20 protein-coding genes and 1 rRNA gene are annotated in these 24259 nt (G+C 70.5%); 9 read left to right on the plus strand and 12 right to left on the minus strand.

The features are described from left to right. Nucleotides 1–5: 5 nt before the first annotated feature. A 5S ribosomal RNA gene (rrf, locus tag BR31_RS0103590) occupies nucleotides 6–122 on the plus strand. A 274-nt stretch (nucleotides 123–396) separates the two neighbouring features. Here rrf and BR31_RS0103595 read toward each other — a convergent pair. From BR31_RS0103595 to BR31_RS0103610, 4 genes are all read right to left on the minus strand, one after another. Continuing rightward, nucleotides 397–708: an antibiotic biosynthesis monooxygenase family protein gene (locus BR31_RS0103595; protein WP_027499757.1), complete on the minus strand. Its 312-nt coding sequence runs from the start codon at nucleotides 706–708 to the stop codon at nucleotides 397–399. 26 nt (nucleotides 709–734) lie between these two features. Next, the gene (locus BR31_RS27350; protein ID WP_197023545.1) at nucleotides 735–1628 is read right to left on the minus strand and encodes a hypothetical protein; all 894 of its coding nucleotides are present in this window, start codon (nucleotides 1626–1628) and stop codon (nucleotides 735–737) included. A gap of 82 nt (nucleotides 1629–1710) precedes the next feature. Continuing rightward, nucleotides 1711–2073 carry an MmcQ/YjbR family DNA-binding protein gene (locus BR31_RS0103605; RefSeq protein ID WP_027499758.1) on the minus strand — a complete coding sequence of 121 codons (363 nt, stop codon included), beginning with the start codon at nucleotides 2071–2073 and terminating at the stop codon, nucleotides 1711–1713. Between the two features lie 61 nt (nucleotides 2074–2134). Further along, nucleotides 2135–3694, minus strand: coding sequence for an adenylate/guanylate cyclase domain-containing protein (locus BR31_RS0103610; RefSeq protein WP_027499759.1), 1560 nt, complete (start codon nucleotides 3692–3694; stop codon nucleotides 2135–2137). Between the two features lie 93 nt (nucleotides 3695–3787). On the opposite strand from BR31_RS0103610, the gene nucS reads away from it, so the two are divergent. Next, nucleotides 3788–4462 carry an endonuclease NucS gene (gene nucS / locus BR31_RS0103615; RefSeq protein ID WP_027499760.1) on the plus strand — a complete coding sequence of 225 codons (675 nt, stop codon included), beginning with the start codon at nucleotides 3788–3790 and terminating at the stop codon, nucleotides 4460–4462. 20 nt (nucleotides 4463–4482) lie between these two features. Beyond that, complete coding sequence (locus BR31_RS0103620; RefSeq protein WP_027499761.1) at nucleotides 4483–4785, plus strand: hypothetical protein; 303 nt, start codon at nucleotides 4483–4485, stop codon at nucleotides 4783–4785. On the opposite strand, the gene BR31_RS0103625 is transcribed toward BR31_RS0103620, so the two are convergent. Both BR31_RS0103625 and mce read right to left on the minus strand, forming a co-directional pair. Then, nucleotides 4766–5734: a coiled-coil domain-containing protein gene (locus tag BR31_RS0103625; RefSeq protein ID WP_037175582.1), complete on the minus strand. Its 969-nt coding sequence runs from the start codon at nucleotides 5732–5734 to the stop codon at nucleotides 4766–4768. The two genes, BR31_RS0103620 and BR31_RS0103625, sit on opposite strands and share 20 nt — an antisense overlap. Before the next feature lie 83 nt (nucleotides 5735–5817). Then, nucleotides 5818–6297, minus strand: a complete 480-nt coding sequence (gene mce / locus BR31_RS0103630) for a methylmalonyl-CoA epimerase (RefSeq protein ID WP_027499763.1) — start codon at nucleotides 6295–6297, stop codon at nucleotides 5818–5820. Between the two features lie 90 nt (nucleotides 6298–6387). On the opposite strand from mce, the gene BR31_RS0103635 reads away from it, so the two are divergent. The 3 genes from BR31_RS0103635 to BR31_RS0103645 all read left to right on the plus strand — a co-directional run bounded on the left by BR31_RS0103635 (nucleotide 6388) and on the right by BR31_RS0103645 (nucleotide 8993). Next, nucleotides 6388–7581, plus strand: a complete 1194-nt coding sequence (locus BR31_RS0103635) for an acetyl-CoA C-acetyltransferase (protein WP_027499764.1) — start codon at nucleotides 6388–6390, stop codon at nucleotides 7579–7581. A gap of 81 nt (nucleotides 7582–7662) precedes the next feature. Continuing rightward, on the plus strand, nucleotides 7663–8025 hold the full coding sequence (locus BR31_RS0103640) for a DUF3817 domain-containing protein (protein ID WP_037175514.1): 363 nt from the start codon (nucleotides 7663–7665) through the stop codon (nucleotides 8023–8025). 80 nt (nucleotides 8026–8105) lie between these two features. Then, a complete protein-coding gene (locus BR31_RS0103645) occupies nucleotides 8106–8993 on the plus strand; it encodes a co-chaperone YbbN (protein ID WP_027499766.1) in 888 nt (295 codons plus the stop codon). An 11-nt stretch (nucleotides 8994–9004) separates the two neighbouring features. On the opposite strand, the gene BR31_RS0103650 is transcribed toward BR31_RS0103645, so the two are convergent. The 3 genes from BR31_RS0103650 to BR31_RS0103660 are packed head-to-tail and all read right to left on the minus strand — an operon-like array spanning nucleotide 9005 to nucleotide 14642. After that, nucleotides 9005–10435, minus strand: coding sequence for a neutral zinc metallopeptidase (locus tag BR31_RS0103650; protein WP_027499767.1), 1431 nt, complete (start codon nucleotides 10433–10435; stop codon nucleotides 9005–9007). After that, entirely contained in the window at nucleotides 10435–12639 is a 2205-nt protein-coding gene (glgB, locus tag BR31_RS0103655) for a 1,4-alpha-glucan branching protein GlgB (protein ID WP_027499768.1), read from the minus strand. Before glgB ends, BR31_RS0103650 begins: the two co-directional genes overlap by 1 nt. Continuing rightward, nucleotides 12636–14642, minus strand: a complete 2007-nt coding sequence (locus BR31_RS0103660; protein ID WP_027499769.1) for an alpha-1,4-glucan--maltose-1-phosphate maltosyltransferase — start codon at nucleotides 14640–14642, stop codon at nucleotides 12636–12638. The genes glgB and BR31_RS0103660 overlap by 4 nt, the downstream gene beginning before the upstream one ends. A gap of 130 nt (nucleotides 14643–14772) precedes the next feature. On the opposite strand from BR31_RS0103660, the gene glgP reads away from it, so the two are divergent. The 3 genes from glgP to BR31_RS0103675 all read left to right on the plus strand — a co-directional run bounded on the left by glgP (nucleotide 14773) and on the right by BR31_RS0103675 (nucleotide 20183). Then, on the plus strand, nucleotides 14773–17361 hold the full coding sequence (glgP, locus tag BR31_RS0103665) for an alpha-glucan family phosphorylase (protein WP_027499770.1): 2589 nt from the start codon (nucleotides 14773–14775) through the stop codon (nucleotides 17359–17361). A 79-nt stretch (nucleotides 17362–17440) separates the two neighbouring features. After that, nucleotides 17441–18859: a DUF2252 domain-containing protein gene (locus BR31_RS0103670; RefSeq protein WP_037175515.1), complete on the plus strand. Its 1419-nt coding sequence runs from the start codon at nucleotides 17441–17443 to the stop codon at nucleotides 18857–18859. Further along, entirely contained in the window at nucleotides 18828–20183 is a 1356-nt protein-coding gene (locus tag BR31_RS0103675; RefSeq protein ID WP_051636942.1) for a diacylglycerol/lipid kinase family protein, read from the plus strand. The genes BR31_RS0103670 and BR31_RS0103675 overlap by 32 nt, the downstream gene beginning before the upstream one ends. Before the next feature lie 16 nt (nucleotides 20184–20199). On the opposite strand, the gene BR31_RS0103680 is transcribed toward BR31_RS0103675, so the two are convergent. The 3 genes from BR31_RS0103680 to BR31_RS0103690 are packed head-to-tail and all read right to left on the minus strand — an operon-like array spanning nucleotide 20200 to nucleotide 24249. Further along, nucleotides 20200–22230, minus strand: a complete 2031-nt coding sequence (locus tag BR31_RS0103680; RefSeq protein ID WP_027499773.1) for an ATP-dependent DNA helicase — start codon at nucleotides 22228–22230, stop codon at nucleotides 20200–20202. 25 nt (nucleotides 22231–22255) lie between these two features. Further along, nucleotides 22256–22864: an isochorismatase family protein gene (locus tag BR31_RS0103685; protein ID WP_027499774.1), complete on the minus strand. Its 609-nt coding sequence runs from the start codon at nucleotides 22862–22864 to the stop codon at nucleotides 22256–22258. 8 nt (nucleotides 22865–22872) lie between these two features. Beyond that, the gene (locus tag BR31_RS0103690) at nucleotides 22873–24249 is read right to left on the minus strand and encodes a nicotinate phosphoribosyltransferase (RefSeq protein ID WP_081830307.1); all 1377 of its coding nucleotides are present in this window, start codon (nucleotides 24247–24249) and stop codon (nucleotides 22873–22875) included. Between the last annotated feature and the right edge of the window lie 10 nt (nucleotides 24250–24259).

Below are 24259 nucleotides of genomic sequence, written 5' to 3' on the forward strand. Positions count from 1 at the left end.
AGAGTTACGGCGGCCATAGCGGAGGGGAAACGCCCGGCCCCATTCCGAACCCGGAAGCTAAGCCCTCCAGCGCCGATGGTACTGCACTCGACAGGGTGTGGGAGAGTAGGACACCGCCGAACATAAATTGCGAATGCCTCGCATCACAGTCTTGAAAGAGACTGCGATGCGAGGCATTTCGCATATCCGGGCACAAACACACACCCCCAGACCACCACGCACAGCGTCGGGGCTACGGGGCCGGCCGCCGAGTGTGCACCCACCGACCTCCCCACCCGGCCGATACCCCGACAACTGCACACTCGACACCACGCCCCAGCCGGCCGAGTGCGCACCCACCGACCTCCCCACCCGGCCGATGCGCCGACAACTGCACACTCGACGCCTGGGCAGAGCTCAGCTGCTGGTTTGCTCGGCGAACTCGACCTGCTCATAGTGCTCGACGGTGGGGAAGGGGTCGTAAAAGTCGTGCAGCAGCGACCGCCACTGCTCGTAGTGCGGTGACTTCCTGAATCCCTCGACGTGGTCTTCCCGGCTGTCCCACTCCACCAGCAGCAGGTACGTGCCGGGGCGTTCGATGCATCGCGAGAGCGTGAGCCGCCGAAATCCGGCCATGCTCGAGATGATCGATCTGGCCAGGCCGAAGGCAGACTCGAACTCGGCACTGCGACCGGACTTCACGTGCAGGACGGCATGTTCGAGGATCATCACAGCATCCTCGCAGGGGACCTCTCTCAGAGCCCGCCATCGAGGAAGGCCAGGAGAGCCGGTGCCGGATCCGCAGCGGTGGTCGTGTTCGCCACCGCGACAACGAGCACGCCAAGCGACAGCAACGCCGATAGCGCACTGACCGTCCCCAACACGCGCCTGGTGCTCTTGTCGGACGCCCCCGTTGCCCCGGTCAGTTTCCAGAACACCACACTCAGGCCGATGAGGACGGCGGCCATGATCGCGGCGATCGCGGCCATCGCCACGTGATATCGAGCAAAGTCGCTGACCATCACCTCGAGGGCAGGCGGGGCCTCGCCAGCCGCACTCAGCGGGTCGGCCAGCTGCTGCCGGACCTGACCGAGCGTCACGGCGAGTTCTCCATCGGTTTCGCCGACCGGCAGCATCGACATCAGCGAGGAGAACGGTGCGACGGCACCCTGGACGTTGGCCATCACCAGCACCAAAGAGAACAGGGCGAGCATCGAGACCACGACGCCTGCCGACGCGAGTGCGGCCCGCTTTCCGGCTTCCAGACCGCCTGACCGCATGAATGCCCTCCAGAGAAGTACGCCGAGTGCGACGAGCACGGTCAGCAGGATCGCGGCGATCACGGCCTTGGCCACGTGATACCGGAACCAGTAGTCGACAACGGTTTCCATGCCGGGGGAGAAGGCCCCGTCGCCCGAACCCCAATACTCGATGAACGCCACGCGGACGGCCTCGACCAGGCTTGCCTGGTCGAAGAGGCCCCCGCCCGGCTTGCTCCCCGCAAGCACGCGCGGAGCGAGGACGAACGCGGCGGCGAGGGCCGCGGTGAGGGCGACGAGGACGGCGAGTGCGCGACCGGAGACACCGGTGGATCGCGACGCCGGGCTCTGTGAGGAGATTCCTTCAGCGTGCGTCGGCGCGGGCGTCATGATTCGCATTCAACCAGCCGGACCGGGCCCGTGCGGCCGGTAGGACTGGTGTCGCCGATGCTCGCCGGAACAGCCATCGGGCCTACTCGTCGTAGAGACTGCCGAACTCATGTGTTTCGAGGAGTCGCTTGGGTGCGGTCAGGCACCAGGCCTCGGTGACCAGTTCCAGCAGTTCGTCGGCGTCGATCTTCGCCAACTGCACCACGACCCACCCGAACTGGCTGGTGGTGAACTGGACCTCGAACACCTCGGGCCGCTCGGCCACCAGCGCGATCTGCTCGTCGAGCGTCAGCTTGAGCCCGACCGTCTCGGTCTTCTCCCACACGTAGCCGAAGCCCTTGCCGCGGACCTTGAGCGCTATCCAGCTGTCGCCGCCACCGCGGCTCTGCTCGGTCTCGGGCAGCGTGTCCAACATCGTCAGGAACTCGTCGACAGTCACACCCATGCCCCACATGTACCAGAGGTCACCGACAGTCGAGCCGACGCCGGGGCGCTCCGCGGGAGGGCTACGGCGTCGGCCGACAGGGGGTTGCCAAGCGGGTGGCGGCCTTGCGTCCGCGGAGGATCACGGAGTCGCCGAGTTCCCACAGCCGGGACTCGGCGGTCCCCGCGCGCTGTACGGCGCGATCGGAGGCGACGAGCGCGCCGTCGATCGTCTTGGCCAGCTCGGACAGCCGGGCGGCCTCGTTCACCGGATCCCCGATGACGGTGTACTCGAATCGCTTGCGGGCCCCTATGTTTCCCGCGACGGCGGTGCCTGCGGCCACCCCGATCGCGGCGCTGCAGTCCGGCACCTCGACGAGGAGCCGGGCCCGGATGGCGCGGGCCGCGGCGAGCGCGCTGCCCGCGGGGTCCTGGATCTCGGCGGGCGCCCCGAAGATGGCGAGTGCGGCGTCGCCCTCGAACTTGTTGATCAGGCCGCCGTGTCGGTCCACCTCGTCGACCACGACGTCGAAGAAGCGGTTGAGCAGGTCGACGACCTCCTTCGGCGGCAGGGATGCCGCGAGCTCGGTTGACCCGACCAGGTCGATGAAGAAGACCGCGATCTCGCGCTCCTCTCCACCGAGCTCCGGATTGCGCTTGATGGCGGCCTCGGCCACCTCGTGGCCCACGTGCCTGCCGAAGAGTTCCTGGATGCGCTCGCGCTCGCGCAGGCCCTCCGCCATCCGGTTGAAGCCGCTCTGCAGCTCGCCGAGTTCGGTGCCGTCGTAGACGACCACCCGGGTGTCGAGCTCGCCGTGTTCGACGCGCTTCATGGCCGCCCGGACCGCGCGGATGGGCGCGACGGTGGCTCCCACACCGAGCAGGGTCAGCGCCAGCCCGAAGACCAGGGTGATGGAGCCGAGCGCGAGGATGGACACCGCGAGTTTGGGCACGTCGACGTGGTCGGGGCGGATGAAGCTGAAGATCGCGATCAGCATCAGGCCCGCCACCGGCACCCCCGTACCCAGGGTCCAGGCCAGCATGTTGCGGCCGGTCACGCCGGCGATGCGCACCCGGCGCGGGTCGCCCGCCTCGAGGGCGCGTGCCGCCGCGGGGCGCAGCGAGAACTCGCTGAGCAGGTAGCTGAACGCGCAGACCGTGACCCCGCCCATGGCGATGGTGAAGGCGACCTTGGGGATGGAGTCCGGTTCGATGAGCCCGTAGCTGATGGTGAAGAGGACGAATCCGATCGTCCACAGGAGGGCCTGCATCCGGGTCAGGCGCCACGGCATCGCGAGTGCCGCCGCGGCCTCCTCCCTGGTGGGTTCGCGGTTCTCGATGGCCCACCGCAGGTCCTTCGTCGCTCGGAGGGTGCCCCACAGGACCCCGATCGCGACGGCCAGCGCGATGTAGACCGGACCGATCACCGCGTTCACGACCAGGTACTCGGTGTCGAAGAGGGTCGGGCCGGGCACGACGACGGTGAGCAGCGCGCCGACCACCAGCGCGCCGATCAGGTTGGACAGCACCAGGCTTGCGGTCAGCAGCACCTGGACGCGGATCCGGCGGCGGCGCGGGCTCTCGTCCGGGGCGCCGAGTAGCCGCGAGCCCAGCGGCGCGATCGAGCGGAACGGGAGCGGCATGGTCGCTCCAGCGTAGTGGGTTCACCGGCCCGCGACCCGGCGTGGCGTGGCGGGTCTGCGGCGCGCGCCGGTGGGTGCTCTAGGGTGTTCCGAGTGCGCCTCGTGATTGCCAGCTGCCATGTCGACTACGTCGGTCGTCTCACCGCACACCTGCCGAAGGCGCGCAGGCTCCTACTGGTCAAGTCCGACGGTTCGGTGAGCATCCATGCGGATGACCGTGCGTACAAGCCGCTGAACTGGATGAGCCCGCCGTGCTGGCTCGTCGAGAACGACGGCGAGGAGGGCACCCAGCTGTGGGTCGTGACCAACAAGGCAGGCGAGGAGCTGCGGATCACGATCCACGAGGTCGAGCACGATTCCTCGCACGAACTGGGCGTCGACCCGGGCCTGATCAAGGACGGCGTCGAGTCGCACCTGCAGGAACTGCTGGCCGAGCACGTCGAAACGCTCGGTCCCGGCTACACCCTGGTGCGGCGTGAATACATGACGGCGATCGGCCCGGTTGACCTGCTCGTCCGGGACGCGGACGGTGCCTCGGTCGCCGTGGAGATCAAGCGTCGCGGCGAGATCGACGGTGTCGAGCAGCTGACCCGGTACCTGGAACTGATGAACCGCGATCCGCTGCTCGCGCCCGTGACCGGGGTGTTCGCCGCCCAGCAGATCAAGCCGCAGGCGCGGACCCTCGCCGAGGATCGCGGGATCCGCTGCCTGACACTCGATTACGACGCGCTGCGGGGGACCGAGAGCACCGAGTTCCGGCTGTTCTGATCGAAATCTAGGCTGTAGCCATGCCCCGACGGAATCAGCGACACCGGACCGACCGGCCGATGTCGGCCGGCGGTCACGAGTCGCGGATCGATTCGGGCCCTGCGGGATACGACGACGAGCGGTACCTGGTGCGCCCGGTGCCGGGGTCGCGCGCCACCAAGACCTATCGCTGCCCCGGCTGTGACCACGAGATCCGGCCCGGGGTCCCGCACCTGGTGGCCTGGCCTGCGGATGAACTCGGCGGGGCCGAGGACCGCAGGCACTGGCACACCGGGTGCTGGAACGGGCGCGGGTCGCGGGGGATCACCCGACGTTGGTCTTGACCGACTCCTCGGACTTCGCGGAATCCTCCGACTTCTCCGACGCCTCGGGAGCGTCGTCGCCGCTCTCGTCCTCGTCCTGCGTGTTGCGTCCGGCCGAGTCGCCCGCCCCGTCGAGCAGTTCGCCCTCGCGGTTGACCGAGGCGAGCATGGCGGGCACCGAGTCGAGCTGTCCACGAATTCCCAGGAGCTGAGCCAGCACCCGGCCGCGGAGCACGCGGAGCTCCTCGGCGAGCTCCTTCGCGTGTGCGATCCGCTTCTCGGCCTGCTCGGTGGCGGTCTGCAGTCGCCTGCGGGCCTCGTTGGTGGCGTCCGTGAGCCTGCGCTCGGCCTCGGCCTTGCTGGTGGCCTCGAGCTCGTTGACCGCGTTGACGACCTTGGTGCGGCGCTCGCTCATGGTGATCTCGAAGTCCTGCTGGACCGCGTTGCGCCGGGCCTCGGAGTCCGCCTGGAGCTTGGCGACCTCGGACTGCGCGTTCTCGACGAGGCGGGCGGCCTCGGTGCGCGCGGTCGCCATGGTCTGCGTGTGCTCGACCTCCATGGCGTTCCTGCGGTCCTCGAGCTCGGCGAGTAGGCCCTCGTACTTGCCGCGCAGGGCGGCGCCGTCCTGCTCGGCGATGGACACCAGCTCGGCGGCTTCGGACTGGGCCGTGGCCCGTACCTCCGAGGCCTCGTCGGAGGCGAGGCGGAGCATCCGGGAGATGCGCTCGCTCATGCCCTCCGCGGTGGTCGGCGGAACGGACAGGCGGTCGACGTCCTTGCGCAGGTCGTCGATCTCGTCGCGGGCGTCCTCCAACTGCTGGGCGAGGTCCCGGGCCTGCGCCGCCGCCGCATCACGATCGGTCGCGGTGACCCGGAGTTCCGCGTCGAAGCGTTCGAAGTAGTTGCGCACCTCGTCGCGGTCGTAGCCCTTCCTCACGATGTTGAAGGGCAGTTGGATCTCGTTGGGCATGGTCATAACTTACCGTCGCTCCGGTGGTGATGTGGTCGATGCGCTCGGGCGAACCACTGTGCTGACAGGGGGTTGGCGCAGTATCAGTGTGCCGGGTCTGCGGCCGGTTCGACGAGCTCGACCAGCACGCCGCCCGCGTCCTTGGGGTGCAGGAAGTTGATCCGCGAGTCCGCGGTGCCGCGGCGCGGGGCGTCGTAGAGCAGCCGGACGCCGCCCGCGCGCAGGCGCTCGGAGATCGCGTCGAGGTCGCTGACCCGGTAGGCGAGCTGCTGCAGGCCGGGGCCGCTGCGGGCGATGAACTTGGCGATGGTCGAGTCGTCGTTGAGCGGGGCGAGCAGCTGGATCGCGGTGGCGCCCGCCGGGCTGCCGGGCACGGACAGCATGGCCTCGCGCACGCCCTGCTCCTCGTTGACCTCTTCGTGCGTGGACACCAGGCCGAGGTGCTCGCCGTACCAGGCGATGGCGGCGTCGAGATCGGGTACCGCGATGCCGACGTGGTCGATGGCCGTCACCAGGTCGGAAGCGAGTACGGCGGCGGCAGCGTTGGGGGCGGAGTTCGTCATGTCGATGACGGTAGCGCTACCGTCTTTGTAGTTCTCTTTGGGATGTGACTTTTGGTCGCTGACCACCCGTGTTGATCGTTGGAGGAAGCCGTGAGCAGTTCAGTCATCGTCGCCGGAGCCCGGACCCCGGTTGGCCGTTTGCTCGGCTCGCTCAAGGGCTTCTCGGGATCCGATCTGGGCGGCATCGCCATCAAGGGGGCCCTGGAGAAGGCGGGCGTCGCGCCCGAGAGCGTCGAGTACGTGATCATGGGCCAGGTGCTGACCGCGGGCGCCGGGCAGATGCCTGCCAGGCAGGCCGCCGTGGCAGCCGGCATCCCGATGGACGTGCCCGCCCTGTCGATCAACAAGGTGTGCCTGTCAGGCATCGACGCGATCGCGCTGGCGGATCAGCTGATCCGGGCCGGGGAGTTCGACGTCGTGGTCGCCGGTGGCCAGGAGTCCATGTCGCGGGCGCCGCACATGCTGGAGAAGAGCCGCGAGGGCTTCAAGTACGGCGACGTGACCCTGCGTGACCACATGGCCTACGACGGCCTGCACGACATCTTCACCGACCAGCCGATGGGCAACCTGACCGAACAGCGCAACCAGGCCGACGACCAGCAGATCAGTCGTGAGGCGCAGGACGCGTTCGCGGCCGCCTCGCACCAGAATGCGGCGCGGGCCTGGAAGGACGGGCTCTTCGAGGCCGAGGTCGTCCCCGTGTCGATCCCGCAGCGCAGGGGCGAGCCGATCGTGTTCGCCGAGGACGAGGGCATCCGCGCCGACACCACGGTCGAGTCGCTCGGCAAGCTCCGTCCCGCGTTCAGCAAGGACGGCACCGTCACCGCGGGCTCGGCCTCGCAGATCTCGGACGGCGCCGCCGCGGTGGTGGTGATGAGCAAGGCCAAGGCGCAGGAGCTGGGTCTGAGCTGGATCGCCGAGATCGGCGCGCACGGCGTGGTGGCGGGCCCCGACTCGACGCTGCAGTCGCAGCCGGCGCGCGCGATCGCGAAGGCGTGCGAACGGGAGGGCATCGATCCGAAGGACCTGGACCTGGTGGAGATCAACGAGGCGTTTGCCGCCGTCGGCATCGCCTCGACCACGGAACTGGGCCTCGACGAGTCGAAGGTCAACGTGAACGGCGGGGCGATCGCGATCGGGCATCCGCTGGGGATGTCGGGTGCGCGGATCGCGTTGCACCTGGCGCTCGAACTGGGCCGTCGCGGCGGTGGCGTCGGCGCGGCCGCGCTGTGCGGCGGCGGCGGTCAGGGCGACGCCCTGATCATCCGCGTCCCCAAGCAGTAGGTAGTCGAGGGCGGCGCCCCGTGGTCAAGGTCGATGGCCTCAACTACGGGGCGTCGTAGTGCGTCGGGCACAATGGGGCCCATGGCGAACATCTTCGATCTCAGCACGTGGGCCAAGCGTTTCCGTTTCGTGGCGGTCCTGGAGGCGATCACCTGGCTGGGCCTGCTGATCGGCATGGCATTCAAGTACCTGCCCGCGGACGGCAACGAGATCGGCGTGAAGATCTTCGGCCCCATCCACGGCGCCGTGTTCGTGCTGTACGTCCTGGTGGCGATCGTCACCGCGAAGAAGCTCTCCTGGTCGCTGGTGACCACCTTCTGGGCGCTGGTCGCGAGCGTCCCGCCGTTCGGCACGATCGTGTTCGAGGCATGGGCCGTGCGCACGGGCCGCCTCGCGGAGCTCTCGGCCGACAACGCCAAGGAACCGGCACCGGCGCTGAGCTGAGCCGTCGATCGTGACAAACTGAACATGTGACTCGACCCGGTTCCCGACCCTCACGTCCATCGGCCGCGGCGGCCGCCGCCATGTCCGGCGCGGTTGACCTGTCCGCACTCAAGGAACGGGCGCAGGCCGCGCCCGCAGGCCCACCGACCGCGAACGGCGTGAGTGCCGCGCCCGCGGCGGTCGTCGCGGTGACCGAGGCCAACTTCGAGGCCGAGGTGCTGGCCCGCTCGACCCAGGTCCCCGTCGTCGTCGAGCTGGTCGCGGCGTCGATGCCGGCCACCGCGGTGTTCTCCGCGACCCTGGATTCGCTGGCCGCGGCCGGCAACGGGTCGTGGGTGCTGGCCCGGGTGAACGTCGACAGCGATCCCCGGATCGCGCAGGCGTTCGGCGTGCAGGCGCTGCCCGCCGTCGTCGCGGTCGCGGCGGGACGTCCGCTGGCGGATTTCGACGGCGACGAGCCGCAGCTCGGACAGTGGATCGACGCCGTGCTGCAGGCGACCGCGGGCAAGCTCTCCGGCCCGCAGCAGTCCGAGGGCGAGCCGGAGGCCGAGGAGCCCGAGGACCCGCGGTTCGTCGCGGCGGAGACCGCGCTGAGCGAGGGTGACCTGGCCGGCGCCGAGGCTGCCTACCAGGTGATCCTCGACGCGGAGCCCGCGAACGCGCAGGCGCTCGGTGCGATCCGGCAGGTCCGCTTCATCGCCCGCGTGCAGGACCTCGACCCCGACGCCGTCGCGCGGGCCGACGCCGAGCCCGCCGACGTGGCCGCCCAGCTCGACGCGGCCGACATGGATCTCTACAGCCAGCAGCCCGAGGCGGCCTTCGCCCGTCTCATCGAGACGATCCGCCGCACCGCGGGCGACGAGCGGAATGCCGCCCGGACCCGACTGCTCGAGCTGTTCGAGCTGTTCGACCCCGCCGATCCGATCGTGATCGCCGCCCGCCGCAAGCTGGCGTCCGCCCTCTACTAGCGCTCAGCGCCCTATCCGTAGCGGTTCTCGCAGGCCTGCTCGCCGCCCAGCACCCCCGAGCGGAAGGCGTCCACCCGGGCGAAGCCGCTCGGCACGGTGTTCCCGTTCACGTCGCTGGCCATCAGCCCGTCGGTCAGCAACCCGGACACCGCCTCGTCGAGGTCGCCGGGGGAGAGCGTCAGCCCACCGGCCTTGCCCACCGCGGTCGCCGCGGTCCACGCGCCGGACAGGCAGGCCGCCCGCACCGCGGTCTTGGCCTCGGTCAGCGACTTGTCGGCGTGCGCCTGCGCGGCCAGCGTGAAGCGCGAGGCCACCAGGACGTAGGCGCCGAAGTCGCCGCGCACGTCGGAGTCGAACTCGTCCCCGGACTCGGGGTTGGGGGTACCGCGCTCGACCAGTTCGGGCAGCGAGACGCCGATCGTGTTCGTCGCGGGGCAGTAGGAGACCGGTTCCGTGCTCTGCGCGTCGGGACACCCGGTGTCGGCCCCGGCGAAGTCGACGGACGGCTTTGCAGGCAGGTCGAACAGCGCCTGCAGCGAGTCCACCGTCAGCCGCACCGCCTCCTCGGAGACCGGCATCTCGCCGGTGTCGCCCTCGGTGGTGAACTGCTGGGGCAGCTCGGCCTGCCTGGACATCACGTCGGCCTCGTCGATCTTCGTGCAGGACTTGGCGCCGTCCGTGAAGCCGATCTGGAACGCGGTGATCCGCTCGAAGGCCGAGCCGTGCACCGATTCCGGGTCGTTCGGGTCGCTGTCGCGCACCGCGACCATCGCCGCCATCACCGAGTTGAGCCCGTCGGAGGTGTTGAGCGTGAAGTGCTTCGAATCGCCCTCCGCGACGTGCCGCATGTAGGCCCCGGCGAAGCAGTCCGCCTGCTGCTCGAGCACCAGGGTCAGGTCGTCATCGCCCGCGAGCCCCGAGGCGTACTGGACCGCGTGCCCGTACTCGTGTGCCATGACCATCACCACGGACATGGGGCCGAAGGTCTCGATGAGCGAGGGCAGCAGCACGGTGCGATCCCAGCCGATGGAGCCGTCGCGGGTGCAGTAGCCGGCGTTGGCGAATCCGTGGGTGTTGTCGCCGCAGAATGTCGGGGCCTGCGCTCGATCCGTGTCCGGGTCCCAGGAGAGCAGGTCGGTGACGGGCCTGAAGTCGCCGCTGAACACCCGGGGGTACTCGGACTGCCAGAAGTCCGCGATGTCGTCCACGGCGTTGGTGGCCAGCACGTCGGCCGCGGAGCCGTCCGCGCCGCGAACCGGGAGCCGGGCGTCGGGCACGCCCTCGCGGGGGCCGCTCGGGCCGGAGGTCGCGGGCAGACCCGCCACCGTGAACGGATTGTCGTAGATCGACACGGCGCGGCCGTCGATCGCCCCGGAGCAGCCCGCGACGAGCGCCGCGAGGGCGACGAGTGAGGCGAGGGCGAGCACGGGGCGGCGGCGCATCAGCCACGCTCCAGGCTCAGCCAGATCGCACCGTTCTGGGGCAGCGCGACCGACGCGGACGCCGGTCGTCCGTGCCAGGGCTGCGGTGTCGCGTCCACGGCTCCGAAATTACCCATCCCGGCGCCGCGATAGGCGTCGGCATCGGTGTTGAGGATCTCGACCCACCGGCCGGGCTCGGGCAGGCCGACCCGGTACTCCGAGTGCGCGGAGCCGGAGAAGTTGAACAGGCACGCCACGATCGACCCGTCGGACCCGTACCGCAGGAAACTGAGCACGTTGTTCTCGGTGTCGTTCGCGTCGATCCAGGAGTACCCGCCTGGGGAGTTGTCGAGCGTCCACAGCGCCGGGTGGCGTCGATAGGTGGCGTTGAGATCGCGGACCAGCGCGAGGATCCCGTGGTGCAGCTCGCCGAGGTATCCCTCGTCCAGCTGATGCCAGTCAAGCCCACGCTCCTCCGACCACTCGGTGCGCTGGCCGTACTCCTGACCCATGAACAGCAGCTGCTTGCCTGGGTGCGACCACATGTAGGCCAGCAGGGTGCGCAGGCCTGCGGCCTTGGCGAAGTCGTCGCCCGGCATCCGGGTCCACAGAGTGCCCTTGCCGTGCACCACCTCGTCGTGGCTGATGGGGAGCAGGTAGCACTCGCTCCACGCGTACATCAGCGAGAACGTGATCTCGTGGTGGTGGAAGCTGCGGTGCACCGGGTCCCGGCCGAGATAGCCGAGGGTGTCGTGCATCCAGCCCATGTTCCACTTCATGCTGAAGCCGAGGCCCCCGACATTGGTGGTGCGGGTGACGCCCGGCCATGCGGTGGACTCCTCCGCGATGGTGACGACGCCGCGGTGCTGTCGATGCACGGTCGCGTTCATCTCCTGCAGGAACGCCACGGCCTCCAGGTTCTCCCGCCCACCGTGGATGTTCGGCGTCCAGCCGCCGTCGGGTCGCGAGTAGTCGAGGTAGAGCATCGAGGCGACCGCGTCCACGCGCAGTCCGTCGATGTGGAACTGCTCGATCCAGAACAGCGCGTTGGCGACGAGGAAGTTGCGCACCTCCCGTCGGCCGAAGTCGAACACGTAGGTGCCCCAGTCCAATTGCTCGCCGCGGTGGGGATCGGCGTGCTCGTAGAGCGGGCCGCCGTCGAACCGGGCCAGCGCCCAGTCGTCCTTCGGGAAGTGTGCGGGCACCCAGTCGACGATGACACCGATGCCGGCGAGGTGCATCCGGTCGACGAAGGCACGGAAGTCGTCGGGGGAGCCGAAGCGTGCGGTCGGGGCGTAGTAGGAGGTGACCTGGTAGCCCCAGGATCCGCCGTACGGGTGCTCGGCCACCGGGAGCAGTTCGACATGGGTGAACCCCTGCTCGACGACATAGGCGGACAGCTGGTCGGCGAGCTCGAGATAGCTCAGGCCGGGACGCCAGGACCCGAGATGCACCTCGTACACGCTCATCGGGGCCAGGTTCGGGTCGGTGCGCGCGCGGATGGCCATCCATTCGGCGTCGGCCCACCGGTGCGTGCTCACGCCGACCACCGAGGCCGTGCGCGGCGGCACCTCGGTGGCGAACGCCATCGGGTCGGCCTTCTCCCGGACGGAGCCGTCGCTGCCGTGCACCAGGAACTTGTACAGCTCGCCGGGGCCGACGCCGGGGACGAACACCTCCCAGACACCGCTCGACCCGAGCATGCGCATCGGTGCGGTGCGCCCGCCCCAGCCGTCGAAGTCGCCGATCACCGCGACGCCCCGCGCCGAGGGTGCCCACACCGCGAAGGAGGTGCCTGCCACCTCGCCGTCCGGGGTGGTGTAGCTACGCGGGTGCGCGCCGAGGATCTCCCACAGCCGTTCGTGCCTGCCCTCGCCGAACAGGTGCAGGTCGAGTTCCCCGAGGGTCGGCAGGAACCGGTAGCCGTCCGCGGTGACGTCGGTGTATCCGCCGGGGTACTCGACCACCAGCCGGTAGTCGATGAGGTCCTCGACGGGCACGACCGCGCTGAACAGACCGTCGGAGACCGGCTGCAGGGGGTGGTCGACGCCCCCGATGCGGGCCGACACCTCGTGCGCGTGGGGTCGCAGCGCCCGGATCACGGTGCCGCCGGGATGCGAGTGTGCACCGAGGACCGAGTGCGGGTTGTGGTGGGTGCCCTCGGCGAGCCGGGCCAGGTCGGCGGGTGCGGGCGCCGCGACCTGCGCGACCCGATCCGCGCTCATGTCGTCGGTGCGCGGTGGGCGAGGGGTATCCGCGCGGGGTAGGGAACGGCGGGCAGCGCGAGGATGTGGGCCACCGCGCGCCAGGGTTCGAGTCGGATGAAATTGGCCTGGCCCCACTGGTACTGCTCGCCGGTGACCTCGTCCAGCACGGTCAGGTGATCCTGCCAGTCGCGCCCGAGAGCGGGCATGTCGAGCCAGATGGTGCCCTGCTCCGCCCCATAGGGGTTGAGGTTCACGATCGTCAGCACGGCGTCGCCGGTGGTCGGGTCGAACTTGGAGTACGCGATCAGCGCGTCGTTGTCGGTGTGGTGGAACGTGATGTTGCGCAACTGCTGCAACGCCGGGTGGGCGCGGCGGATCCGGTTCAGGGTGGCCAGCCAGGGCTCCAGCGACTCACCGCGGGCGCGCGCGCCGTCGAAGTCGCGGGGGCGCAGCTCGTACTTCTCGGAGTCGAGGTACTCCTCGCTGCCCGGGCGCAGCGGAACATGTTCGTACAGTTCGTATCCGGAGTAGACGCCCCAGGTCGGCGACAGGGTCGCGGCCAGCGCGGCGCGCAGCGCGAACATGCCGGGACCGCCCTGCTGCAGGCTCTCGTGCAGGATGTCCGGGGTGTTGACGAACAGGTTCGGCCTTGCCTCGTCGGCCTTGCGCGCGATCTCGAGCCCGAACTCGGTGAGCTCGTGCTTGTTCACCCGCCAGGTGAAGTAGGTGTAGGACTGGGTGAATCCGCGTTTGGCCAGGCCGTACATCCGGGCGGGACGGGTGAAGGCCTCGGAGAGGAACAGCACGTCCGGATCGGACCGCTTCACCTCCGCGATCAGCCACTCCCAGAAGTCCGGTGGTTTGGTGTGCGGGTTGTCGACCCGAAAGATCTTGACACCGTTCTTGATCCAGTACCGCACCACCCGCAGCACCTCGGCGTAGATGCCATCGGGGTCGTCGTCGAAGTTGACCGGGTAGATGTCCTGGTACTTCTTCGGCGGGTTCTCGGCGTACGCGATGGTGCCGTCGGGCAGCACCGTGAACCACTCCGGATGCTGCTGTGCCCACGGGTGATCGGGCGCGCACTGCAGGGCCAGGTCGAGCGCGACCTCGAGCCGCAGGCGGCGAGCCCTTGCGACGAAGTTCTTGAAATCCTTGATGGTGCCGAGGCGGGGGTGCACGGCGTCGTGGCCGCCCTCCTCCGCGCCGATCGCCCACGGCGACCCGACGTCGTCGGGGCCCGGTGTCAGCGAGTTGTTCGGCCCCTTGCGGTTCACCCGGCCGATCGGGTGGATCGGCGGCAGGTAGACGACGTCGAAGCCCATCGCGGCGATGCGCGGCAGGTCGTCCGCTGCGGTCGCGAACGTGCCGTGCCTCGGGGTGCCGTCGGCGTCGCGGCCGCCGGTCGAGCGGGGGAAGAACTCGTACCAGGCGCCGACGAGGGCGCGTTTGCGGTCGACCCAGACCGGGATGCTGCGGCCCTTGGTGACCAGGTCGCGCAGCGGGTACACGCGCAGCAGTTCGGCGATGTCGGCCGCGAAGGCGGGGGCGACCCGGGCAGGCAGCTGCTGATCGCTGCGCAGGGCGGCCGCGACCGCGGCGCACCGCGCTCGGTCCCCGCGCGGCACCGCCTTGGCGGCCCGCTCGAACAGGCGGGCCCCGATCTCGAGGTCGTTGGCCAGCTCGGCGGCGCCCTGGCCGACCGACAGTTTGGCCTCCACGTTGTGCCGCCAGGTCGAGATCGGATCGCTCCAGCCCTCGACCCGGAAGCTCCACGCCCCGACGCTGGTGGGCGTGAACACCGCCGCGAACGTGTCCGGTAACGGGCCGGGGGACATCGGGATCCGAATGGTGGCGTTCGACTCCGGCCCGCGCACGGCGAGGGTCGCCGCGACCGCGTCGTGTCCCTCGCGCCACACCGTCGCCGAGACCGGGAAGGTCTCGCCGACGACCGCCTTCGCGGGGTGGCGTCCCCCCGAGATCTCGGGGGCGACGTCATCGATGCCTATCCGCCCGGTCATGGATTAGACCTTACGGGTAGTTGTACGGGGAGCGCTGGCCGAATCTCGCGTCCCGCGCAACACGTCGGTGGCTCGGGTCGCTGCGCGGCCAGCGCTCCCAAAAACGGCTGCGATGGGTAGTCTTCGCAGGGTGAAAGCCTTGCGTCGGTTCACCGTCCGTGCCCACCTTCCCGCCAGGCTGGCCGCCCTCGAGCAGCTGTCGACGAACCTGCGCTGGTCCTGGCATCCCGAGACCCAGGATCTGTTCGGCCGGATCGACCCCGCGCTGTGGACACAGGTTCGTCACGACCCGATCCGGATGCTCGGTGAGGTGTCTCCCGCGCGCCTGGACGAGCTCGCGACCGACGGGGACTTCGTCGCCGAGCTCGACCGGCTCGAGCGGGACCTGGACACCTATCTCGGCCAACCGCGCTGGTATCAGAACCAGCAGGCGAAGGGCGCCGACCTGGCAGGCGGGATCGCCTACTTCTCAATGGAGTTCGGCGTCAGCGAGGTGCTCCCGAACTACTCCGGCGGGCTCGGGATCCTGGCGGGCGACCACCTCAAGGCCGCCTCGGATCTCGGTGTGCCGCTGATCGGCGTCGGCCTCCTCTACCGGTCCGGGTACTTCCGCCAGTCGCTGACCGCCGATGGCTGGCAGGCGGAGCACTATCCCTCGCTGGACCCGCAGGGCCTGCCGCTGCGGCTGCTGACCGAGCCCGGCTCGGGGGCGCCGGTGCTGTTGCGGGTGGCGATGCCGGGCAACCGGGTGCTCCGGGCCCGGGTGTGGATCGCCCAGGTGGGGCGGGTGCCACTGCTGCTGCTCGACTCCGACATCGCCGAGAACGACCCGGAGATGCGCGGGGTGACCGACCGCCTGTACGGCGGCGACCAGGACCACAGGATCAAGCAGGAGATCCTCGCGGGCATCGGCGGTGTGCGCGCGGTGCGTGCGTACACCCATTCTCTCGGGCTGGCCGACCCCGAGGTCTTCCACATGAACGAGGGCCACGCGGGTTTCCTCGGGGTGGAACGGATTCGGGAGTTGATCACCGGGTCCGGCCTCGACTTCGACTCCGCGCTCGCCGCGGTGCGGGCGGCCACCGTGTTCACCACGCACACCCCGGTGCCTGCGGGCATCGACCGGTTCCCGGCGGATCTCGTCCGGCACTACTTCGGCGGGGCCGGCGGCGAGAACGAGTCCGCCCTGCTGCCGGGGCTGTCGGTGGACCGGATCATCGACCTCGGCCGCGAGAACGACCCGTCGGTGTTCAACATGGCGCACATGGGCCTGCGCCTCGGCCAGCGCGCCAACGGCGTCTCGAAGCTGCACGGGATCGTCAGCAGGGACATGTTCAACGGCCTGTGGCCGGGATTCGACGCCGCGGAGGTCCCGATCGGCTCGGTGACCAACGGGGTGCACGCGCCGACCTGGGCCGCGCGGGAATGGATGGACCTGGCCCGCCGGGCGGTGGGGCCCGAGCTGGTCGAGGAGGCGCGTGGCTGGGAGCGGCTGCAGGAGATCGCGCCGGCCGACCTGTGGTCGACCCGCAACACGCTGCGCGAGCAGCTGGTGCAGGAGGTTCGCAGGCGGGTGCGGGCGTCGTGGCTCGAGCGCGGCGCGACCGAGGCCGAACTCGGTTGGGTTTCGGATGTTTTCGATCCCGAGGTGCTGACCGTCGGGTTCGCCCGCCGGGTCCCGACCTACAAGCGGCTGACCCTGATGCTGCGCGACCCGGACCGGCTGCGGGCGATGCTGCTCGACCCCGACCGGCCGGTGCAGCTCGTGGTGGCGGGCAAGAGCCACCCGGCCGACGAGGGCGGCAAGGCACTGATCCAGCAGGTGGTGCGCTTCGCGGACGACCCCGACGTCCGGCACCGGATCGTGTTCCTGCCGGACTACGACATGTCGATGGCCCGGTACCTGTACTGGGGCTGCGACGTCTGGCTGAACAACCCGCTGCGCCCGTTGGAGGCCTGTGGCACGTCGGGGATGAAGTCGGCGCTCAACGGTGGGCTGAACCTGTCCATCCGCGACGGCTGGTGGGACGAGATGTACGACGGCGAGAACGGCTGGGCGATCCCCACCGCGGACGGCGTGACCGACGAGGTGCGCCGCGACGACCTCGAGGCAGGCGCGATGTACGAGCTGCTGGAGCGGTCGGTGCTGCCGAAGTTCTACGACCGCGACGCGGACGGGGTCCCGGCCCGCTGGGTGCAGATGGTCCGGCACACCCTGCAGCACCTGGGACCGAAGGTGTTGGCGTCGAGGATGGTTCGCGACTACGCCGTCGAGTACTACGCGCCGGCGGCCCGGTCCGCGAGGGCGGCGGTCGCGGACGGCTTCGCGGCGGCGCGGCAGGTCGCGGAGTACCGCGGCCGCGTCGAGGCGGCCTGGCCCGATGTGCAGGTCGTCCAGGTGGACAGCTCCGGGCTGCCGGACACCCCGGTGATCGGCGCGGACCTGTCGCTGCGCGCGTATCTGCGGCTGGCCGGGCTCGCGGTCGCCGAGGTCACCGTGCAGGCGGTGCTCGGCCGGGTCGGGGCGGACGAGGAACTGACCGACGTGGTCACCGTGCCGATGCGGCACGCGGGTTCGGACGAGCTCGGCGAGCTGTTCGTCGCCGACACCACGGTCCCGCATTCCGGTGCGGTCGGCTATACGGTGCGGGTGCTGCCGCACCACCCGCTGCTGGCCTCCGACGCCGAACTGGGCCTGATGGCGGTGCCGCACCTGTAGACCGGTTGCGGTGGGCCGCGCAGCAATCCGGCAACGGATGGGCGCGAACCACATGTGGAAACGCGCTGCGGCGTGGACAATGAATGCCGTGGCGCCGACAGCGGAATCGGGTGCACACCCGAGCAGGGACGAGCGCGCGGAGCGAGGTCGCGCCGCGCGCAGGCAGACGCCGTTCGAGGCGCTCGCGGAGCACAACCCGGGAGCCTCGCGTGACCCGATCGGCTTGCTCCAGAAGCAGGCGGCGCCCCGGATCCCGCAGCTCGTGCCGGTTCGATACGGGCGGATGGCCTCCTCGGCCTTCGCCTTCTACCGCGGTGCCGCCCTCGTCATGGCGGACGACCTCTCGCGCACCCCGTCCACGGGCCTGAACACCCACCTGTGTGGGGACGCTCATCTGAGCAATTTCGGGATCTACGCGACACCGGAACGCAGGCTGGCGTTCGACATCAACGACTTCGACGAGACCTATCCCGGTCCGTTCGAGTGGGACGTCAAGCGGTTGGTCGCCAGCCTCGAGGTCGCGTCGCGGGACACCGGATTCAGCCACAAGCAGCGGGCCAGGATCGCCAGGGCGTGCGCAGCCGAATACCGGGAGACGATGGCTCTGCAGGCGGAGCGGGGCACGCTTGCGGTGTGGTACTCCCACATCGAGCCAACCGAGGAACTGGTGGAGCTGGCCGATCAGCTGGACTCGTCGTCGAGCAAGCGAATGCGCAAGATGCTGGAGAAGTCGTGGAGCCGCGACAGCGTCCAGGCGCTGGGGAAGCTGACCACGGTGGTCGACGGCAGACGGACGATCCTCAGCAATCCACCACTGCTGGTCCCCATCGAGGAGGTCTTCGCCGACGCGGATGCCGTCGAGCTGTATCGCGAGCTGCGACAGCGGTTGAGCGACTACAGCTCGACGCTGCAGTGGGACCGCCGGGTGCCGCTCCAGCAGTTCGAGTTGGTGCAGTTGGCCCGCAAGGTGGTCGGGGTCGGCAGCGTCGGCACGCGATCCTGGATCATCCTGCTGCGCGGCGTCGACGACGAGGACCCGCTGTTCCTGCAGGCCAAGGAGGCGGTGCCGTCGGTGCTGTCGGAGTACCTCGAGGGCCCCTCGTTCGAGCAACAGGGCGAGCGGGTGGTCCACGGTCAGCGGCTCATGCAGGCCGCGAGCGACATCTTCCTCGGGTGGCAGGCGGGCGTCGGGGTGGACGGTGTACGGCGCGATTACTACCTCAGGCAGTTGCGAGATGGCAAGGGGTCGGCGGTGATCGAGGCGATGACGCCAACGGGAATGACACTGTACGGGCGCCTGTGTGGCCGCGCCCTGGCCTATGCGCACGCCAGGGCGGGCGACCGGATCGCGATCGCCGAGTACCTCGGGTCGAGCGCCGAGTTCGACGAGGCCGTCACGGCGTTCGCACAGTCCTACGCCGCGCAGACCGCTCACGATCACGCGGCATTGCTCGAGGCGATCGCCGATGGGCGGATCGTCGCGCGGTCCGGACTCTGAAGTGGCCCGGTCGGTTGACCCGGGCCGGAACCGGCGCTGGTGGGCCAGGGCGGCGTTCGCGGCGGCCGTGACCGCGGCGGTCGTCCCGATCGTGGCCGCGGGCCTGCTGGGCACGCTGGTGCTGCTTGCCACCGGCATCGGCGGGGTCGCGGTGATGGTGGCCGCGCTGTACTGGTTCCTCACCCATCGCGGGGTGCCGCGGTGGATCTGGCTGGGTGTTGCCGTGCTTGTCCCGATCGCGGTGCTGTCCGCGTTCGTGAGCGCGAACCTGCTGTGGGTTGTGGTGGTCTCGTACGCGCTCGTGCTCCTCGCGGCCCTGTGCGCCCGCACCGCGCTCGAGGCCGAGCGCGCCGAGTCCGTCATGGACGAGCGCACCGTCCCGCCGCCCCGGCACCCGTTCCTGGTGATGAACCCGCACTCGGGTGGCGGCAAGGTGGCCCGGTTCGATCTGCAGCGCAAGGCAGAGGAACTCGGCGCGGAGGTCGCCCTGCTCGAGGGACCGGGGACCGTCGATGTCGAGGCGCTGGCCCGCGATGCGGTGCGCAGGGGTGCCGACCTCCTCGGGGTGGCGGGCGGGGACGGGACCCAGGCACTGGTCGCCGGGGTCGCGGCCGAACACGACCTGCCGTTCCTGGTGATCAGCGCCGGCACGCGCAATCACTTCGCGCTGGATCTCGGGCTCGATCGCGACGATCCGGCCGCGGGCCTCGATGCGTTGCGGGACGGCGTCGAGGTGCGCGTCGACCTCGGCGAGATCGACGGGCGCACCTTCGTCAACAACGCCTCCTTCGGGGTGTACGCCGAGGTGGTGCAGAGTCCGGCGTACCGGGAGGACAAGACGGGGACGGTGCTCCGGATGCTGCCGGACCTGCTGGGCGGCAGCGCGGGGGCGCGACTGACCGCCCGCACGGGCGGCCTCACGGTCGAGGGCCCGCAGGCGGTGCTGGTGAGCAACGGCCCCTATCAGACGAGTGACCTCGCCGGCCTCGGCAGGCGGGCGCGCCTCGACCGCGGTGTCCTCGGGGTGGTGACGGTGGCGGTGGACGGCGCGCGCCAGGCCGTCGGCCTGCTCAATCGGGCGCACGAACGCGGCATGACCCAGCACACGGCCCTCGAGGTGACCGTCGACGCGGACGCGTCGGAGATACCGGTCGGCGTCGACGGCGAATCGCTCGTGCTGACGACGCCGGTGCGGTGCACCGTGAGGCCGGGCGCACTGCGCGTGCGGCTGCCGAGGGACCGCCCCGGGGTGCCACCCTTCAAGGTGGCGGTCGACTGGGTTCGGCTTCGCGCACTGGCGGGGTGGTCCCACCGGCGGGTGTAGGCAACCGGCCGCGGGCTCAGCCCGCCGTCAGCCTCGCCAGCGCCTTGCGCACGACCTCGGGGTCGGAGGTCTCCCAGAAGGGCGGCAGCGAGGCGCGCAGGTAGCCGCCGTAGCGGGCGGTCGCGAGCCGCGAGTCCAGCATCGCGATCACGCCGCGGTCGTCGACGCTGCGCAGTAGCCGGCCGACGCCCTGCGCCAGCAGCAGCGCGGCGTGGTTTCCCGCCACCGAGAGGAAGCCGTTGCCGCCGCGGGACTCGACCGCGCGCTGACGCGCCACCAGCAGCGGATCGTCGGGCCGCGGGAACGGGATCCGGTCCAGGATCACCAGGCTCAGCGACGGGCCTGGCACGTCGACGCCCTGCCACAGCGACAGCGTGCCGAACAGCGAGGTGGCCTCGTCCTCGGCGAACGCGCGGACCAGCTGCCCGGTGGCGTCGTCGCCCTGGCACAGCACCGGGGTGTCGAGGCGCTTGCGCATGACCTCGGCCGCGGCCTTCGCGGCGCGCATCGAGGAGAACAGGCCGAGGGTGCGGCCGCCTGCCGCGGTCACCAGTTCGGCGATCTCGTCGAGGTAGCTCGGTGCCAGCCCGTCCCGGCCGGGGGCCGGTAGGTGCTTGGCGACGTATAGGATGCCGGCCTTGGCGTGGTCGAACGGCGAGCCGACGTCGAGGGAGTTCCACCGGAGAGCGGCCTCGTCCGAGGGTGCCTCGGTGCCCGTCGCCATTGCCGGATCGACGCGGGTGCCGGACTCGGCGGGCAGGCCCCAGTTCACCGCGAGCCCGTCGAAGGATCCGCCGACCGTCAGGGTCGCGGAGGTGAGCACAACGGTCGACTCCGCGAACAGCCGCGAGCGCAGCAACCCGCCGACCGACAGGGGTGCCATCCGCACGAGCTTGCCCCTGCGCTCCTCGTCCGCGAGCCAGACCACGTCGCGGCGCTTGGCCGGGTCCGGTTCGTCGAAGGCGGTGAGCACCCGGACGGCGTTGTCGTGCACCTCGTCGACGGCGGCGAGCGCCGCGTTGCGGGCTGCGGCCGCCTCGGGGTCGGTGGCGCTCATCCCCGGCCGCGACGGGCCGATCGCGGTGCGCACCGCCCAGGCCGCGTCGCGGACGGCGGCCAGTGCGTGGCCCGCGCCGTCGGGCAGTGCCTCCCAGCGGCCGGCGTGCAGTTCCTCGAGCACCGCGTCCCAGCCCTCCGCGGAGGCCTCGAACCGGTCCGCATCCTGCTCCTCCACGAGCTTGACGCACCTGCGCGCTGCGGCGCTGATGGTCGACGGCGCCAGCTCTGCGGTGGCCACCCCTGTCACCCGGTCGACCAGTTCGTGCGCCTCGTCGATCACCACCACGTCGTGCTCCGGCAGCACGGCGATGCCGGTGATCGCGTCGATCGCGAGCATCGCGTGGTTGGTGACCACCACGTCGACCTTCGAGGCCTCGGTCCGCGCCCGCTCCGCGAAGCAGTCCTCGCCGACCGGGCAGCTCGACTTGCCGAGGCACTCGCGCGAGGTGACGCTCACCTGGCGCCAGGACTGATCGCTCACACCGGGCACCAACTCGTCCCGGTCGCCGGTCTCGGTGTCGGAGGACCACTTGGTCAGCCGCTGCACCTCGCGGCCGAGCCGGGAGATCGCGAAGGCGTCGAACAGCTCCGCGTTCTCCGGTTCCTCCGCAGCGCCGGTGTGGATCTTGTTCAGGCACAGGTAGTTGTTGCGGCCCTTGAGGATCGCGAACTCCGGCCGCCTGCCGAGCGAGCCCGCGAGGGCATCGGACAGGCGGGGCAGGTCGCGGTCGACGAGCTGGCGTTGCAGCGCGATGGTGGCGGTGGAGATGACCACGGTGCGGCCGCTCTCGACGGCGTGCCGGAGGCTGGGCACCAGGTACGCGAGCGACTTGCCGGTGCCGGTACCGGCCTGCACGGCGAGGTGCTCCCCGGTGTCGATGGCGTGCGCGACCGCCGACGCCATGGTCAGCTGGTTGGTGCGTTCGGCGCCGCCCAACGCCTGCACCGCCACGGAGAGCAGGTCGGGCACGTTGGGGAGTTCAGGCACCGACCAAGGCTACTCGGCGCCGCCGTCAGTTCGCCGCAGCGACCTGACCCACCGGCGTGACGCCCGCGCCGCGGAGCCGCTCGAGGACCGACGGGACCGAGTCGGGGGACACCGCGGCCGTGTACCGCAGCAGCACCCGTGTCGCGAAGCCCTCCCGCGCCGCGTCGAGCGCGGTCGCGCGGACGCAGTGGTCGGTGGCGATGCCGACCACGTCGACGGCCGCGATCTCGCGTTCACGCAGCCAGTCCGCGAGGGGCCGCCCGGAGGCCGCCGAGCCCTCGAAGCCCGAGTAGGCGGCCGAGTGGGCGCCCTTGGAGAACACCTCCTCGACCGATCGCAGGTCGAGGGCGGGATGGAACTCGGCGCCCTGCGTCCCGGCCCGGCAGTGCGGCGGCCAGCTGTCCACGTAGTCGGGCTCGTCGGAGAAGTGCGCGCCGGGGTCGACGTGGAAGTCCCGAGTGGCGACGATCGCGTCGTACTCGTCGGCCGCCGCCGAGCCGAGCAGGCCGGAGATGTCGGCCGCCACCGCGGCGCCGCCCGCGACGGCCAGCGAGCCGCCCTCGCAGAAGTCGTTCTGCACATCGACGACGATCAGCGCCCGCTTCGGGGTGCCGGGGGACTCGGTGACGTTCATCGCCGCCCCTAGCCGACGAACCGGGTGGGGATCGCGGGATCGCCCTGGGAGAGCTTGAGCCCCTCCCACGGCAGGCTGACGAGCCGCTCGGCCAGCAGGTCGCGCCCCTCGTCCAGGGTGGGCAGGCCGGCAACCACCTCGCCGCCGCGCACCATCGGGACCAGCAGGTCGTGCGCGATCAGCCCGCCGCTCTCGGGCGTGGGCGCGTCGGCAGGGAACGCGACCTCCTCGACCGCGGTCCCGGTCGGCCGGGCGAAACGGACCACCCGCTTGGTCCCGCCGCGCGACTCCTTGTGGCTGCTGCGCTTGGCCACCGGGATGCCCTCCACCTCCACCAGCTTGTAGACCATTCCCGCCGTGGGCGCGCCCGAGCCGGTGACCAGCGCGGTGCCCACCCCATAAGTGTCCACCGGTTCGGCCCGCAGCGCCGCGATCGCATACTCGTCCAGGTCGCCGGAGACCACGATCTTCGTCTTCGTCGCGCCCAGTTCGTCGAGCTGCGCGCGCACCTGGCGGGCCCACTCCCCGAGATCGCCGGAGTCGATCCGCACGCCGCCGAGCTCGGGGCCGGCGACGGCGATGGCGGTCTTGACGCCCTCGGTGATGTCGTAGGTGTCCACCAGCAGGGTGGTGCCGAGTCCGAGCGCCGCGATCTGACCGCGGAAGGCGGCCGCCTCGTCCGGACCCGCGACGGTGTTGTGCAGCAGCGTGAACGCGTGCGCGCTGGTGCCGGCGCCCGGCACGCCGTAGCGGCGGACGGCCTCCAGATTCGAGGTGGCCGTGAATCCGGCCAGGTATGCCGCGCGCGAGCAGGCCACGGCCGATTCCTCGTGGGCGCGACGCGAGCCCATCTCGATCATCCTCCGGCCCGCGGCTGCACTGACCATGCGCGCGGCGGCGGAGGCGATCGCGCTGTCGTGGTTGAGGATCGACAGCGTCAGCGTCTCCAGGAGCACGCATTCGGCGAAGGTGCCGCGCACCGACAGGATCGGCGAGCCGGGGAAGTACAGCTCGCCCTCCCGGTAGCCGTCGATGTCGCCGGAGAAGCGGTAGTTCCGCAGCCAGTCCACCGTCTGCTCGTTCAGGAACTCGGACACGACGGCCAGTTCGGGCTCGCCGAACCGGAACCGGGGCAGTGCGTCGAGCAACCGGCCGATGCCTGCGACGACGCCGTACCTACGCCCGGCGGGCAGCCTGCGCGCGAAGATCTCGAAGCTGCAGCGTCGGTGGGCCGAACCGTCGCCGAGCGCCGCCGAGAGCATCGTCAGCTCGTACTGGTCGGTGAGCAGTGCGGTGCTCGTCTTCGGCTGGGACCAGTCCGAGGCGTTGTTCGTCACGCGCCCACCATACGAGTCGCGGGCCCGCCGCGGGGAGCGCGACGTCATGCGTTCGGAG

Source organism: Rhodococcus sp. UNC363MFTsu5.1, from assembly GCF_000686785.1.
GTDB lineage: Bacteria > Actinomycetota > Actinomycetes > Mycobacteriales > Mycobacteriaceae > Rhodococcus_G > Rhodococcus_G maanshanensis.